Consider the following 15,375-nt stretch of genomic DNA (forward strand, 5'->3'; position numbering starts at 1 on the left):
CGCCGCGACGCGCGGGACGGCGACCGGCCGTCAGCCGACGTCGCCCGCGTCGTCCGCGCTCTCCGCCGCGACCAGGTGCGCGACCGCGTCCGGACCGCCCTGGAGGAGCGCGACGAAGCCCGCCTCGTCGAGGATCGGCAGGCCGAGGTCCCGAGCCTTGGTCTCCTTGGAGCCCGCGTTCTCGCCGACCACGACGTAGTCCGTCCGCTTGGAGACCGAGCCGGAGGACTTGCCGCCCGCGGCGACGATCGCCTCCTTCGCGCCGTCGCGGCTGAAGCCCTCGAGCCCCCCGGTCACCACGACCGTCAGCCCGTCGAGCGGACCGGAGGGCGCCTCCGCCTTGCCCGGCCCCGGGTGACCCGGGATCTCGAACCGGACGCCCGCCGCTGCCCACCGCTCGACGATCTCGACGTGCCAGCCGACGGTGAACCACTCGACGACCTGGTCGGCGATCACGGGGCCGACCCCTTCGACGGCCGCGAGCTCGTCGCGCGACGCGGCGCGGATCGCGTCGAGAGACCCGAACCAGTCGGCGAGCGCGCGCGCCGCGACCGGGCCGACGTGCCGGATGTTGAGGCTCACGAGGATGCGCCACAGGTCCTTGGTCTTCGCGAGCTCGAGCTCCTCCACGAGCTTCGTCGCGTTCGTCGACGCCTCGAACAGCGGCTCCCCCGCCTCCACGGCCGCGCGCTCGGCGGCCTTGGAGAGCTTGCGGCGCTTGCGGAACGGCCAGACGGTCTTGACCGTCGCGGTGGAGCCGTCGGGCATCGTGATCTCGGCGGGCTCGCCCGTGCCGTCGAACTCGCGGGGCAGTCCGGTCTCGGAGTCGCGCACGACGACGCGGATCGGGACGAGCTGCTCGACGCTGAGCTCGAACAGCCCGGCCTCCGTCGCGAGCGGGGGCTCCGCGGGCTCGAGCGGGTGCGTGAGGGCTGCCGCCGTCACCTCGCCGAGCACCTCGACGTCGAGGCCTCCGCGCGACCCGATGTGCTCGACGCGGCCCCGGACCTGCGCGGGGCACGACTCGGCGTTGGGGCAGCGCAGGTCGACGTCGCCCTCCTTCATGGGGCGCAGGGGCGTGCCGCACTCGGGGCAGTCCGCCGGCATGACGAATTCCTCGCGCGGGTACCCGTCGTCCGCGAGCGCCGCGACGGGGCCGAGGATCTCGGGGATGACGTCGCCGGCCTTGCGCAGCACGACCATGTCGCCGATGCGCACGCCCTTGGCCCGGACGACGTCCTGGTTGTGCAGCGTGGCCTGGCGGACGGTCGAGCCCGCGACCTTGACCGGCTCCATGACGGCGTACGGCGTGGCGCGCCCGGTGCGGCCGACGCCGACCTGGATCGCGAGGAGGCGCGTGTTGACCTCCTCGGGCGGGTACTTGTAGGCGATCGCCCACCGCGGTGCGCGGCTCGTCGCGCCGAGCCGGCGCTGGAGCGCGAGCTCGTCGACCTTGACGACGATGCCGTCCAGCTCGTGCTCGATGTCGTGCCGGTGCTCGCCGAAGTACGCGATCCGCTCCATGACCTCGTCGAGCCCGGCGACCACGCGGGTGTGCGGGGAGACCGGCACGCCCCACTGCTCGAACAGCGCGTACGCGGCGGACTGCCGCTCGAGGTCGGCGTGCTCGCCCTCCTCCCACTGCAGCGCGCCCACGCCGTGCGCGTACATGCGCAGGTTGCGGCTCGCCGTGACGGCCGGGTCCTTCTGGCGCAGCGAACCGGCCGCGGTGTTGCGCGGGTTGGCGTACGGCGCCTGCCCGGCGGCGACGAGACGCTCGTTGAGGGCGGCGAAGTCCTCGACCCCCATGAACACCTCGCCGCGCACCTCGATGACGTCGGGGTGCGTCGCGGGGTCTCCGGCGAGCTGCTGAGGGATCGACCCGATCGTGCGGACGTTCGCGGTCACGTCCTCACCGGCGCGGCCGTCGCCGCGCGTGGCGGCGCGCACGAGCCGACCCTTCTCGTAGAGCAGCGCGATGGCGAGCCCGTCGATCTTCACCTCGCACAGGTACTCGACGCCGGCGTCGGCGGGCACACCGAGGTCGCGGTGCACGCGCGCGGCCCAGGCGGCGAGGTCCTCCTCGCTGAACGCGTTGTCGAGCGAGAGCATGCGCTCGAGGTGCTCGACCGTCGCGAACCCGGCCGCCGCGCGACCGCCGACGCGCTGCGTCGGCGACTCGGGGGTCACGAGCGCGGGGTGCGCCGCCTCGAGCGCCTGGAGCTCGTGCATCCGCGCGTCGTACTCGGCGTCCGAGGACACCGGCTGGTCCTCCTCGTAGTACGCGCGCTGGTCCGCCTCGATCTGCGCGACGAGCTCGGACCAGCGGCGCTGCGCAGCCACCTCGTCGAGCCCGGCCGCGGAACCGGCCCCGTGCACGACGGCGCGGGCAGAGGTCGCCGGGTCGCCGGTCGGCAGGTCGGTCACGTCGCCGGTCGGCAGGTCGGTCGCGTCGATGCTCTCGGTCACCCGCACATCATCGCGCGAACCGCCGACACGTTCGCGTCACGCCCCACCGGCCGGTGAGCCGCTCGTCCCGCCTGCGGTACCCACCTGCTGCGGTACCCGTGCGGTCACCAGCCGTGCGACGCGTCGTCGTGCATCGGAGGGCACACCCCGCCGGGCTCGGTCACGGCCTCGTAGTGCCACACCTCGTTGGCGTACGTCTGGCACAGCCCGAAGTCCGCGCCGTGCTGCTGGAGCCAGTACGCGCCCTCGGTCGGCCCGACGTCGATCGCGGTGCCGGCGACGTGCTCCGACGACTCGGGCGGCAGGACCCACCGCCGCGCCTCCCCGACGGACCCGTACCGCTCGACCGCCTCGTCCACGAGCCGCTGCTGCTCGTCCGCCGTGCGCCACCCCGACGTGATCCGCAGCTCGACACCGTCGGCGGCTGCCGCGGCCCGGGCGTCGTCGAACCGCTGCTGGAGCCCGGGGTCGAGCCCCGTCGCCGCGACCGGCGCCGTCCCGGCCGTGGCCGCCACCGACCCGTCCACCTGGTCCGACGGCGCGGAGGCGAGCTGGACGACGGCGACCGCGCACGCGGCCAGGCCCGCGACGACCGACCCGGCGTAGACCCGCCGGCCGACGCGCCGTCGTCGTGCGGACCGCGTGGTCCCCGGTGTGGTCCGCGCCGGGTGGGCCAGCACCGGCATGTCTCGCAGCGTCATCGCGGGACCTCCTCGGTCGGTCTCGGGCGGGGCAGGAGGCGCCGGCCCGGGGCGAGAGCGAGCGGGACGGCGACGGCCGCGACGGTGAGGACCCAGGCCGAGTAGTCGAGGCCGAGGAACACCCAGATGCTCGCGTGCATCGCCGCCACCGCGACGACGAACGGGATGCGGGTGACCCGCACGGCGAGCCACACGGGAGCCGTGAGCTCGAGCAGCAGCGCCCCGGTCGCGAGCGCGCGCGTGAGCAGCGGCTGGTCGGCGACGACCCGCGTCAACCCCTCGCCGAACGGCGAGGCGCCCTGCCGCAGGATCCACGCCATGGAGTCGCCGAGCGCCCACGACGGCCCGCTGTGCGCGAGCTTCTGCGCCCCGGTGAGGAAGTACACGCACGCGACGACCGCGAGCGCCGCGCGCACGGTCCACCCGGTGCGCGCCGGTTCCTCGCCGTGCGCGGTCCCGCGCGCCGGCGGCGCGGCGAAGAGCAGCACGAAGCCGACCGTCACCGTCAGGACGTCGTTGTGCATCACCTTGCCGGAGCTCCCCCACAAGGCGGTCAGGACGAGGTAGGCGACCCAGGCGACGGCGAAGCCCGTGCGCGTCCGGACGCCCGCGAGCACGAGCGCGACCCCGAGGATCCCCACGACCTGGACCGCGAGCAGGAGCGCGACCGGGGCCTGCACCGGCAGCCACGCCAGGACGGTCGGGCTGCCGGTGAGCGCGGCGGGCCGGTCCGCGACGAGCGTCCAGTCGCGCGTGACGAGCCGGACGCCGACGACCACCGCGACGAGCGTGTGCACCTCGACGAGCCGGTACCAGGGCACCGGGGCGAGGAGCCGGCGGTCGACGCCCCGCACGCCGTCGACCACCCGTGCGAACCCCCGCCCCAGCGCACGACCGGGTCCTCGACCGAGATCGACCCGTGCGCGCGAGATCGACCCTCGGTGGGTCGACGTCGCGACGTGCGGGTCGATCTCGCGCGTGCTGCGGGCGCTCACGGCAGGACCTCGAGCACCGGCTCGCGCGAGACCTCGGTCCACTCGAGGGTCTCGGGGTCGAGCGTGCTGCGCACACGGTCGAGCCGCACGGACGCGACGTCGGCGGGATCGATCCCCGCGGTGTCGAGCCAGGCACGCACCAGCTCCTCACGCTCGGCGGGCGACGCGGGGGCGAGGTCGTCGTAGCGGTACGTCGTCGTGGCGAGGACGGGGTGGGTGGGGTCGGGTCGCACGACGGTCGGGCCGTCCACGCCGACGGCCACGAGCTCGAGCGCGGTGCGGGCATCGGTGCGCACCCCGCTGAAGAGGCGGTACGACGTCAGGGGCCAGGCCTCGACCCCTGCCGCCGCTGTCGCGAGCAGCACGCAGACGACGCCGTAGGTGACGGTCCGGGCGAGGACCGGTTCGGAGATTCGCGGCATGGACGAGAGCGTCCCACGCAGCGGCGCTGCCGCGGATCGGCCCAGGGAGCGGTCGTGGACCTCGCCCGAGGGCGTGGCACCGGCACGCGATCTCCGCCCTGGGGCGGAGACGACCGTGCCCGCGCCCCCGCCCGAGGTCTGTCCCGCGGCCGCGACCCGCCCGCTACCGTGGGGCCGTGCCGTCCGCCTCCCGCCTGCCCGTCTGGGCCCAGGACCTCGCGGTCGCCCTCGCGGCGGGCGCCGCGTGGTTCACGGTGATCACGGTGATGCGGCACGGCGGGTACTGGTACCCACGCTGGATCGAGTCCTACGAGATCGCCGGCGTCTGGATCGTCGCCACGCTGGCGCTGCGCCGCGTCGTTCCGGGGCCGCTCTTCTGGGCGACGGCGATGCTCTACCCGCTCGTCCAGCCGACGACCCTCCAGTCCTACTTCCACCTCGTCCCGCTGATGGTGGCCGCTTTCGGGGCCACCCGGTCGCGCGCGGTGCCGTGGCCGCTCGTCGCGCTCGCGAGCACGGTCTCGGGCTGGTCGCTCCTGCTCTTCGAACGCCCCGGCTTCCGTCCGCCGTTCTCGGTCGTCCCGGGTTCCCTCTGGATCGTCCGGTCGCCCTCGGAATACCTCGTCGTCCTCGCCCTGGTCCTCGTCCCCGTCGCCGCCGGGGTGTTCTTCCACCGCCTGGCCGTGACGTCGGAGACCCTGCGCGAGCGCAACGCCGAGCTCCAGGCCTTGCAGGCCGAGCTCGCCGAGCAGGCGGTCCTCGCGGAACGCACGCGCATCGCGCGCGAGCTGCACGACGTCGTCGCGCACCACGTGTCGGCGATCGTCGTGCGCGCGCAGGCCGCGGACCGCGTCGCCGCGAACCAGCCGGAGGCGCCGCGCGAGGCGGTGCGCTGGATCACCGACGAGGGCAAGCGCGCGCTGACCTCGATGCGTTCCGTCGTGCACGTGCTCCGCCGCGACGACGCCCTCGACGACGGCGTCGCGACCCTCGCACCGACGCCCGGGACCGACGACGACACCGCCGACCAGCTCCGCGCGGCCGCACGCCGCCTCACGGACGCGGGCCACGCCGTCGCGCTCACCCTGCCCGAACCGTGGCCGACGACGAGCGCCGAGACCGGTCTCGCCGTCGTCCGCATCACCCAGGAGGCCCTGACCAACGTGCTGCTGCACTCCCTCGCCCGCGACGTCATCGCGACGGTGACCGCCACCGGCGCCGACGTCGCGGTCCGGGTCCACGACGCCGGCCCGCCGCTGCCCGACGACCCGTCGGGGCGCACCGGCTTCGGCCTGTCCTCGATGCGCGAGCGTGCCGCCGCGGCCGGGGGACGGCTCACCGCCGGGCCGGACGGTCGTGGCGGCTGGCTCGTCGAGGCCACGCTCCCCCGGGGCGTGCGGTGAGCACGGACCCGGGCGGGCCGACCGTCGACCCCGTGCGCGTCGTCGTCGTCGACGACCAGGCGACGATCCGGCTCGGCCTGCGCATGATCCTGGACAACGAGCCGGACGTCACCGTGGTCGGCGAGGCGGGCGACGGGGAGACAGCGGTGGCGATGGCGCGCGCCGTACGGCCCGACGTCGTGCTCATGGACGTGCGCATGCCGCGCCTCGACGGGATCGGGGCGACGGCGCGCATCGCCGCCGACCCGGACCTCGCGGGGGTGCGCACGCTCGTCCTGACGACCTTCGACGACGACGAGTACGTCTACGGCGCACTGCGTGCCGGGGCCGCGGGCTTCCTGCTCAAGGACGCCGACCCGCAGACCCTGGTCGACGCGGTGCACCGCGTCCGTGCGGGCGACTCGCTCCTCGACCCGGCCGTGACGGGACGGATCATCTCGACGTACGTCGAGCTCGCGCGGCACACGCCGCTCGCGGGCGGCGGCGCCGACGACGGGGCAGGCGCGACGGGCGGGCTCGACAGCGCGACGCCGCGCGAGCGCGAGGTGCTGCTCGCGGTCGCGCGCGGGTTGTCGAACCGCGAGATCGGGGCCGAGCTGCACCTCACCGAGGCGACCGTCAAGAGTCACGTGCGCTCGCTGCTCACCAAGGTCGGGCTGACGAATCGTGTCCAGCTCGTCGTGCTCGCGTACGAGGCGGGCCTGGTCCGCCCGGGCGACCGCGCCTGAGCCGCGCGGACATGACCGTGCCCGACGACGCGAGGGGACGCGCGTCGTCGGGCACGGTGACTGTGGCCGGCGGGCGGGTCAGCCGGCCGGCACGACCTCCTCGGCCCGCTCACGGTCGGCCGCGAGGCGTGCGGCCCGGACCTCCTCGCGGCTCGTGCCGCGGTAGGCGGCGGCGAGGATGTCGCGCATGTCCTCCAGCACGGGCATGCGGGGGTTGGCGGGCGCGCACTGGTCCTCGAACGAGCGCAGGGCGAGCTCGTCGAGGCGGATCATGAAGGCGTTCTCGTCGACGCCCTGGTCGGCGAACGTCGGCTCGATGCCGACCTTCGCGCGCAGCTCCTCGACGGCGCGCGCGTACGACTCGACGGCCTCCTCCGGCGTGGCGGCCGGGAGGCCGAGGTGCTGCGCGATCTGCTGGAAGCGCTCCGGGGCGACGTAGCGCTCGTACTTCGGCCAGCTCGTGAGCTTGGTCGGGACCTGGCCGTTGTAGCGGATCACGTGCGGCAGGAGCACGGCGTTGGTGCGACCGTGCACGAGGTGGAACGTCGAGCCGACGGTGTGCGCCATGGCGTGCACGATCCCGAGCATCGCCGAGCCGAACGCCATGCCCGCGATGGTCGCGGCGTTGTGCATCCGTTCGCGGGCCTTCGGCGCGGCCGAGCCGCGCGTGACGGACTCCTCGATGCTCTCGAAGACCATCTTGATGGCCTGCAGGCACAGCCCGTCGGTGAAGTCGTTGGCGTAGACGGAGACGAACGCCTCGGTCGCGTGGGTCAGGGCGTCGAATCCCGAGTCCGCCGCGAGCCTCGCGGGCATCGTCTCGGTGAGCACCGGGTCGACGATCGCGACGGTCGGGGTGAGCGCGTAGTCGGCGAGGGGGTACTTGAACCCCGTCTCCTCGTCGGTGATGACGGCGAACGGCGTGACCTCGGCGCCCGTGCCCGACGACGTCGGGATGCACACGAGCTTCGCCCGCTCTCCCAGCTCGGGGAACTTGTAGGCCCGCTTGCGCACGTCGAAGAACTTCTCGCGCATGTCCGAGAACTCGATCTCCGGGTGCTCGTAGCGCAGCCACATGACCTTCGCGGCGTCCATCGGCGAGCCGCCGCCGATCGCGACGATCGTGTCGGGCTCGAAGTCGCGCATCGACGCGGCGCCGCGGTTCACGGTCCCGACGCTCGGCTCGGGCTCGACGTCGTCGATGATCTGGATCGCGACGCGCTCCTCGCGGCGGGCGAGGACGTCGAGCAGGCGGTCGACGACACCGATGCGGTGCATCACCTTGTCGGTGACGATCGTGACGCGGTGCACGTCGCGCATCTGGGCGAGGTACTGGATCGAGTTCGGCTCGAAGTACGTCTTCGCGGGGACCTTGAACCACTGCATGTTGTTGTTGCGTCGTCCGATCCGCTTGACGTTGATGAGGTTGACCGCGGAGACGTTGTTCGACACCGAGTTGGCGCCGTAGCTGCCGCAGCCGAGCGTGAGGGACGGCACGAGCGCGTTGTAGATGTCACCGATGCCGCCGAGCGACGTCGGGCTGTTCCACAGCACGCGCACCGCCTTGACGCGCGACCCGTACCGCTCGACGAGCGCCTCGTCCGACGTGTGGATCGCGGCCGAGTGCCCGAGCCCGTCGAGCTCGACCATGCGCTCGGCGAGCGTGATGCCGTGCTCGGTGTCCCGCGCGCGCAGCACGGCGAGGACGGGCGTGAGCTTCTCGCGGCTCAGGGGCTCCTGCGGCCCGACGTCGTCGATCTCCGCGAGGATGATCGACGTGTCGTCGGGCACCTCGAAGCCGGCCTCGCGCGCGATCCACACCGGCGACTGCCCGACGACCTTCGGGTTGAGCCTCGCTCCCCCGCAGCTCGTCCCGCTCGCCTCGACCCCGAAGATCAGGCGCTCGAGCATCGCCTTCTCCTGCGGCGTCGCGCGGTAGGCGTGCAGCCGGTCGAGCTCGCGCATCGCGTCGTCGTAGATCACGTCGTCGAGGAGGAGCGCCTGCTCCGACGCGCACACCATGCCGTTGTCGAAGGCCTTGGACATGACGACGTCGTTGATCGCCCGGCCGAGGTCGGCGCTCTTCTCGACGTACGCGGGGACGTTGCCCGCGCCGACGCCCAGCGCGGGCTTGCCGGCCGAGTAGGCGGCGCGGACCATGCCGTTGCCACCCGTCGCGAGGATGAGCGAGACGCCCGGGTGGTGCATGAGCGTGCTCGTCGCCTCGATCGACGGGTGCTCGACCCACTGGATGCAGTCGTCGGGCGCCCCGGCCGCGACCGCGGCGTCGCGCACGACGCGCGCCGCCTCGACCGAGGAGCGCTGCGCGCTCGGGTGGAACGCGAACACGACGGGGTTGCGCGTCTTGAGCGCGATGAGCGACTTGAAGATCGTGGTCGACGTCGGGTTGGTCACCGGGGTGACCGCGCACACGACGCCGACGGGCTCGGCGATCTCGACGACGCCCGTGAGCTCGTCGCGCCCCACGACCCCGACGGTCTTGAGCCGGGCCATCGAGTTCGGCACGTGCTCGCACGCGAAGATGTTCTTCGTCGCCTTGTCCTCGAAGACCCCGCGGCCGGTCTCGGCGACGGCCATCTGTGCCAGGTGGCCGTGCTTGCTCAGCCCCGCCACGGACGCCTTGAGGACGATCCGGTCCACGTCCTCCTGCGTGAGGCTCATGTACCGGTCGAGGGCCTTGCGCGCCCGCTCGACGAGGACGTCGATCTCCTCGGTCGTGCGGGTGCGAACCTCGTCCTGTCGGGTCTCGGCGACCTTCGTGCTCGCGCCCTTCGCGCTCATGCGTCCCCTCCGGAGCCCGGCCTGGCCGGGCGACGGGCCGCGGGTGCTGCCAGGGCCGGATGCCCCGGCTCCTTCGGCGGTCTCTACTTGTGAAGACTTTCACAAGTCGCTCGCCCGCGACAAGGTCCGGTGCGTGTCGCGGCGAACACAGGTCTTTGGTCCCGGCCCGGACCGTCGCCGTAGGGTGGGGTCCCATGACAGCCGAGCACGTGACGGACGCGGTCACTCCTGCGACCACCGACACCGACCCGTACCTGTGGCTCGAGGAGGTCGAGGGCGACGAGGCACTCTCCTGGGTGCGGGCCCGCAACGCCGAGGTCGCCGCGACGCTCGAGGTGCCCGCGTCGTTCGCCGCGACGGAGACGGCGATCCGCGAGGTCCTCGACTCCGACGCGAAGATCCCCGAGGTCTCCCTCATCGGCGACCGCCTGTACAACTTCTGGCGCGACGCCCAGCACGAGCGCGGCCTGTGGCGCCGCACGACCGTGGACTCCTACCGCACCGACGCGCCCGAGTGGGAGACCGTCCTCGACCTCGACGCCCTCGCGGCGCGCGAGGGCGAGAGCTGGGTGTGGCACGGCGCGAGCGTCCTGCGGCCGACGCCCGAGCAGCTCGCCGCGGGTGAGCCCTGGCGGCACGCACTGGTGGAGCTCTCCCCCGGCGGCTCCGACGCCGACGTGACGCGCGAGTTCGACCTCGTCGAGAAGCGCTTCGTCGAGCCCGCCGAGGGCGGCTTCCACCGCGCCGAGGCGAAGGGGTCGCTCGGCTGGGTCGACGCCGACACCGTCTACGTCTTCACCGACTTCGGCCCGGGGACGCTCACGCCGTCGGGCTACCCGCGCGTCGTCAAGCGCTGGACGCGCGGCACGCCGCTCGCCGACGCCGTGACGGTGTTCGAGGGCACCGACGAGGACATGTACATCTCGGCGTGGCGTTCGCACACCCCCGGGTTCGAGCGCGACTTCGTGCACCGCTCGAAGGCGTTCTACTCCGACGAGCTCTACCTCGCCGAGAACCCCGGGACGCCCGAGCAGGTCCTCACGAAGATCGACGTCCCCGACTCCGCCGAGGTCGGCGTGCGCCGCGAGTGGATGCTCGTCGAGCTGCGCGACGACTGGACCGCCGGCGGCGCGACCTACGTGGCGGGGTCGCTCCTCGTCACGCGCCTCGACGACTTCCTCGCGGGCGACCGCGGCTTCACCGTGCTCTTCGAGCCCACCGCCACGACGTCGCTCGCGGGCGCGACGTGGACGCGCCACCACCTCGTCGTCAACGTGCTCGACGACGTGAAGAACCGCCTCCACGTCCTCACCCCGCCCGCCACGCCCGAGGGCGACGACCACGCCGTGGGCGAGCGCGCGGCGTCGGGCACGGACGCGCCCTGGGTGCGCTCCGAGATCCCTGGCCTGCCCACGCTCGGCACGATCGGCGTCGGCGCGGTCGACCCGGTCGAGACGGACGACCTGTGGCTCGTCACGACCGACTACCTCACGCCGACCACGCTGTCGCTGGTCCGCCTCGGCGAGCACCCCGGGGACGCCGTCGCGCCCGAGCCGCTCAAGTCGAACCCGGCGTTCTTCGACACGTCCGGCCTGACGGTCGCCCAGCACTTCACGACGTCCGACGACGGCACGCGCGTCCCGTACTTCGTCGTCGGCCGCGCGGACCTGGTCGCGGGCGCCACCGGCACGGCACCCACGCTCCTCTACGGGTACGGCGGCTTCGAGGTCTCCCTCACGCCCGGCTACTCGGGCGCGCTCGGTCGCGCCTGGCTCTCGCAGGGCGGCGTGTACGTCGTCGCGAACATCCGCGGCGGCGGCGAGTACGGGCCGGCGTGGCACCAGGCCGCGCTCAAGGCCGACCGGCACCGGGCCTACGAGGACTTCGCCGCGGTCGCGCGCGACCTCGTCGCGCGCGGCATCACGACGCACGAGCACCTCGGCATGGAGGGCCGCTCCAACGGCGGCCTGCTCGCGGGCAACATGCTCACGCAGTACCCCGACCTGTTCGCCGCGGTGATCGTCGGCGTCCCGCTGCTCGACATGAAGCGCTACACGAAGCTCCTCGCGGGCGCGTCGTGGGCCGCGGAGTACGGCGACCCGGACGACCCGGACCAGTGGGAGTTCCTCCGCACGTTCTCGCCGTACCACCTGTTCGACAGCGACCGCGAGTACCCGCCGGTGCTCTTCACGACGTCGACGAAGGACGACCGCGTCCACCCGGGCCACGCCCGCAAGCTCGCCGCGCTCATGCTCTCCGCGGGCAAGGACGTCACGTACTACGAGAACATCGAGGGCGGCCACGGCGGCGCCGCGAACAACGCCCAGGCCGCCCACATGGCAGCGGTGCACTACCGCTTCCTCGCCGAGCGCCTGGCCTGAGAGACGCGTCGCCCGGCAACCATCGAGACAAGGGTCCCTGCCGCCGAGGTAGAGCCCTGGTTCCCGAGATAGAGCCTCGGTTCCCGAGATAGAGCCCTGGTCGTCCGACCAGGGCTCTATCTCGCCAACCAGAGCTCTACGCCGCGCGCAGGCTCAGGAGTGCGGGACCGTCGCGGTGATGAGCGTGCCGTCCTCGCGGCGGTTGCCGGACAGCGCGCGCAGGCTCGGACGACCGGGCCGGACCGGCCCCTGGTCCTCGAGGGGCACGCGCGTGACCTCGCCCGGCGCGACGTCGACGTCCTTGCCACGCACGGAGACCTGCACCGCGTCGCCCGTCTCGACGACGAGCTCGATCGCGTCGGGCAGCACGGTGACCTTGAGCCGCGACCCCTGCCACGTGAGGCGGTACGCGAGCGACTCCCAGCCCTGCGGCAGCCGCGGGTCGAACGTCAGCTCGCCGTTGTGGTCGCGCATGCCGCCGAACCCGCACACGAGGGCCGTCCACGTGCCGCCCGCGGAGGCGACGTGCACGCCGTCGGCGGCGTTGGCGTGGAGGTTCGCGAGGTCCACGAACAGCGACGAGAGGAAGTACTCGATAGCGAGCTCGTGGTACCCGACCTCGGCCGCGATGATCGACTGCACGACGCCCGAGAGCGTCGAGTCGCCGGTCGTCAACGGGTCGTAGTACTCGAAGTCGGCGAGCTTCTCCTCGGCCGTGAAGTGCTGGCCCTGGAGGAACAGCGCGAGCACGACGTCGGCCTGCTTGAGCACCTGGTAGCGGTAGATGACGAGCGGGTGGTAGTGCAGCAGGAGCGGCCGCCTGTCCGCGGGGGTGTGCGCGAGGTCCCAGATCTCGCGCTCGAGGAAGTGCGAGTCCTGCGGGTGGATGCCGATGCCCTCGGCGTACGGGATGGACATGTGGTCCGCCGCGCGCACCCACTCCGTGGGCTCGGTGATGCCGAGGCCGAGCCGGTCGGCCATCTGCGCGTAGTCGTCGGGGTAGTCCTCGCGCATCCGCTCGACGACGAGCGCCGCCGCGCGCAGGTTGAAGCGCGCCATGACGTTCGTGAAGAGGTTGTCGTTGACGACGGTCGTGTACTCGTCCGGGCCGGTGACGCCGTGGATGTGGAAGTTGTCGTCCCCGTTGACGCGCCAGAACCCGAGGTCCTCCCACATCCGGGCCGTCTCGACGAGGATGTCGACGGCCTCGCGCCGCAGGAAGTCCGTGTCACCCGTCGCGCGCACGTACTGCACGAGGGCATAGCTGACGTCGGCGTCGATGTGGTACTGCGCGGTGCCGGCGGCGTAGTACGCCGACGCCTCCTCGCCGTTGATGGTGCGCCACGGGAAGAGCGCGCCCTTCTGCGACAGCTCCTGCGCCCGGCGCCGCGCGGCGTCGAGCATCTGGTAGCGGAACCGGAGCGCGTTGCGCGCGTACCGAGGGCTCGTGTAGGTGAGGAAGGGCAGGACGTAGATCTCGGTGTCCCAGAAGTAGTGCCCGCTGTAGCCGGAGCCGGTCAGGCCCTTCGCCGGGACGCCGTTGCCCTCCGCGCGCGCCGTCGCCTGCGCGAGCTGGAAGAGGTTCCAGCGCACGGCCTGCTGGATCTCCGGACGCCCCTCGACCTCGACGTCGGACCGCGCCCAGAAGTCGTCGAGCCAGGCGCGCTGGTCGGCCATCTCCGCCGCGATGCCGCGGTCCCGGACGCGGTCGAGCGAGCGCCGGCAGCGGTCCACGAGCTCGCGCGACGGGACGCCGCGCGACGTGTGGTACGCGACGGTCTTCGTGAGCCGGATCGGTCGCCCGGGCTCGGCGTGCACGCGGAACACGTGCTTCGCGAGGTCCTCGTCGACCTGGGTGCGCACGTCCCACTCGTTCTCGGTCTCGAGGTGGTCGTCCGCGGCGACGGCGAGCGTCATGCCCGAGTTCGTGCACCGGTACGACAGCACGAGGCGCTCGTCGTCGCCCCACTGCGTCTGCGGCTGGAGGACCCGCCCGGCGAACTGCTCGGCCTTGCGCGGGTCGAACCCTTCCCCGAGGGACGCCGCACGCACGTGGTACTCGTCCTGCCCGTCCTGCCGGTTGAGCACCTGCGACGAGATGGCGACGGGGGCCGCGTCGTCGAGCATCGTCACCTCGAACGTCATGACGGCGAGGTGGCGCTCGACGAAGGAGACCATGCGCTCCGACCGGATCCGCACGCGCTTGCCCGACGGCGTGCGCCACAGTAGCTCGCGGCGCAGCACGCCGTCGCGCAGGTCGAGCGAGCGCTCGTAGTCGACGAGGTCCGCGACGGGCAGCAGGAGCGGCTCGTCGTCGACGTAGAGGCGGATCACCTTGGCGTCGGGCACGTTGACGATGGTCTGGCCGACCTTCGCGAACCCGTACGCCTCCTCGGCGTGGTGGATCGACCAGGTCTCGTGGAAGCCGTTGATGAACGTGCCGTGCGCGTGCGACTCGCGCCCCTCCTCGACGTTGCCGCGCATGCCGAGGTAGCCGTTGGCGGTGGCGAACAGCGTCTCCGTGACCCCGAGGTCCGCCGCGGAGAACCGCGCCTCGACGAGGCGCCACGGGTCGGCGGGGAACCGGAGCCGGTCGATCGTGTTCTGCTCGTCGGAGGTCTTGCGGATCACGCGGCACCACCCTCGCGGGCAGGCGCGTCGAGGACGGCGGCGTCGAGGTCTTCGAGGTCGCGCACGACGAGGTCCGCGCCGTGCTCCCGCAGCACCTCGGGACCCACGCCCCGGTCGACGCCGACCACCAGGCCGAATCCACCGGCCGCCCCGGCCTGCACGCCGGAAAGCGCGTCCTCGACGACGACCGCCGCGACGGGCGGCACGCCGAGGAGCTCTGCGGCACGCAGGAACATGTCCGGCCCCGGCTTGCCGGGGATGCCCTCGCGCGCCGCGACGTTGCCGTCCACGACCACCGTGAAGCGGTCCGCGAGGCCGGCGGCGGCGAGGACCGCCGGGGTGTTGCGCGACGACGACACGACCGCGACGGCCGCGCCCGCCGCCGTCACGGCGTCGAGGAACCGGACCGAGCCCGGGTAGGGCGAGATGCCCTCCTCGGCGAAGATCCGGTTGACGATCTCGTCCTTGCGGTTGCCGAGCGCGCACACGGTGTCCTCGCCCGGGGCGTCGTCCGCCGTGCCGCGCGGCAGCTCGACGCCCCGCGACGCGAGGAACGTCGCGACGCCGTCGTAGCGCGGCTTGCCGTCGATGTGGGCGAAGTAGTCGGCGGACGTGTAGGGCGCCAGGCCGCGCTCCGTGCTGAACGGGGCGAACAGGCGCTCCCAGGCGCGCATGTGGAGCTCGGCGGTCGGGGTGAGGACGCCGTCGAGGTCGAAGAGCACGGCTCGCAGGACGGGCATGGGGGTCCTTCGCGGTGGGCGGGGGCGGGGAGCGGTCCGATCTCTGGTCGGTCCGGGCGTGCAGGATCATGACAGGTCGTGGCACGCGAGGACCACCCGGGCG

General features: G+C 73.1%; 10 protein-coding genes. 3 read left to right on the plus strand and 7 right to left on the minus strand.

The genetic code is table 11. From position 1 onward, the window contains the following. Positions 1-30: 30 nt before the first annotated feature. The 4 genes from ligA to V5D56_RS17580 all read right to left on the minus strand — a co-directional run bounded on the left by ligA (position 31) and on the right by V5D56_RS17580 (position 4,587). Positions 31-2,379 carry an NAD-dependent DNA ligase LigA gene (ligA, locus tag V5D56_RS17565; protein WP_435739067.1) on the minus strand — a complete coding sequence of 783 codons (2,349 nt, stop codon included), beginning with the start codon at positions 2,377-2,379 and terminating at the stop codon, positions 31-33. 194 nt (positions 2,380-2,573) lie between these two features. Further along, positions 2,574-3,170, minus strand: a complete 597-nt coding sequence (locus V5D56_RS17570) for a M15 family metallopeptidase (protein WP_435736561.1) — start codon at positions 3,168-3,170, stop codon at positions 2,574-2,576. Further along, positions 3,167-4,165: a hypothetical protein gene (locus V5D56_RS17575; protein ID WP_435736562.1), complete on the minus strand. Its 999-nt coding sequence runs from the start codon at positions 4,163-4,165 to the stop codon at positions 3,167-3,169. The genes V5D56_RS17570 and V5D56_RS17575 overlap by 4 nt, the downstream gene beginning before the upstream one ends. Next, positions 4,162-4,587: a hypothetical protein gene (locus V5D56_RS17580; protein ID WP_435736563.1), complete on the minus strand. Its 426-nt coding sequence runs from the start codon at positions 4,585-4,587 to the stop codon at positions 4,162-4,164. The genes V5D56_RS17575 and V5D56_RS17580 overlap by 4 nt, the downstream gene beginning before the upstream one ends. 176 nt (positions 4,588-4,763) lie before the next feature. Here V5D56_RS17580 and V5D56_RS17585 point away from each other — a divergent pair, with 176 nt between their 5' ends. Then, positions 4,764-5,990, plus strand: coding sequence for a sensor histidine kinase (locus tag V5D56_RS17585; protein ID WP_435736564.1), 1,227 nt, complete (start codon positions 4,764-4,766; stop codon positions 5,988-5,990). 83 nt (positions 5,991-6,073) lie between these two features. Further along, positions 6,074-6,718: a response regulator gene (locus V5D56_RS17590; RefSeq protein WP_435739068.1), complete on the plus strand. Its 645-nt coding sequence runs from the start codon at positions 6,074-6,076 to the stop codon at positions 6,716-6,718. 78 nt (positions 6,719-6,796) lie between these two features. On the opposite strand, the gene adhE is transcribed toward V5D56_RS17590, so the two are convergent. Next, complete coding sequence (gene adhE / locus V5D56_RS17595; protein WP_435736565.1) at positions 6,797-9,520, minus strand: bifunctional acetaldehyde-CoA/alcohol dehydrogenase; 2,724 nt, start codon at positions 9,518-9,520, stop codon at positions 6,797-6,799. Between the two features lie 194 nt (positions 9,521-9,714). Here adhE and V5D56_RS17600 point away from each other — a divergent pair, with 194 nt between their 5' ends. Beyond that, complete coding sequence (locus V5D56_RS17600; RefSeq protein WP_435736566.1) at positions 9,715-11,901, plus strand: prolyl oligopeptidase family serine peptidase; 2,187 nt, start codon at positions 9,715-9,717, stop codon at positions 11,899-11,901. Between the two features lie 153 nt (positions 11,902-12,054). Here the strand turns inward: V5D56_RS17600 and V5D56_RS17605 are convergent, their stop codons facing one another. Further along, a complete protein-coding gene (locus V5D56_RS17605; protein WP_435736567.1) occupies positions 12,055-14,532 on the minus strand; it encodes a glycoside hydrolase family 65 protein in 2,478 nt (825 codons plus the stop codon). Next, the gene (locus V5D56_RS17610) at positions 14,529-15,272 is read right to left on the minus strand and encodes an HAD family hydrolase (RefSeq protein WP_435736568.1); all 744 of its coding nucleotides are present in this window, start codon (positions 15,270-15,272) and stop codon (positions 14,529-14,531) included. The genes V5D56_RS17605 and V5D56_RS17610 overlap by 4 nt, the downstream gene beginning before the upstream one ends. Positions 15,273-15,375: the final 103 nt, after the last annotated feature.

This window comes from Cellulosimicrobium sp. PMB13 (assembly GCF_051294865.1).
In the GTDB taxonomy this organism is placed as follows: domain Bacteria; phylum Actinomycetota; class Actinomycetes; order Actinomycetales; family Cellulomonadaceae; genus Cellulosimicrobium.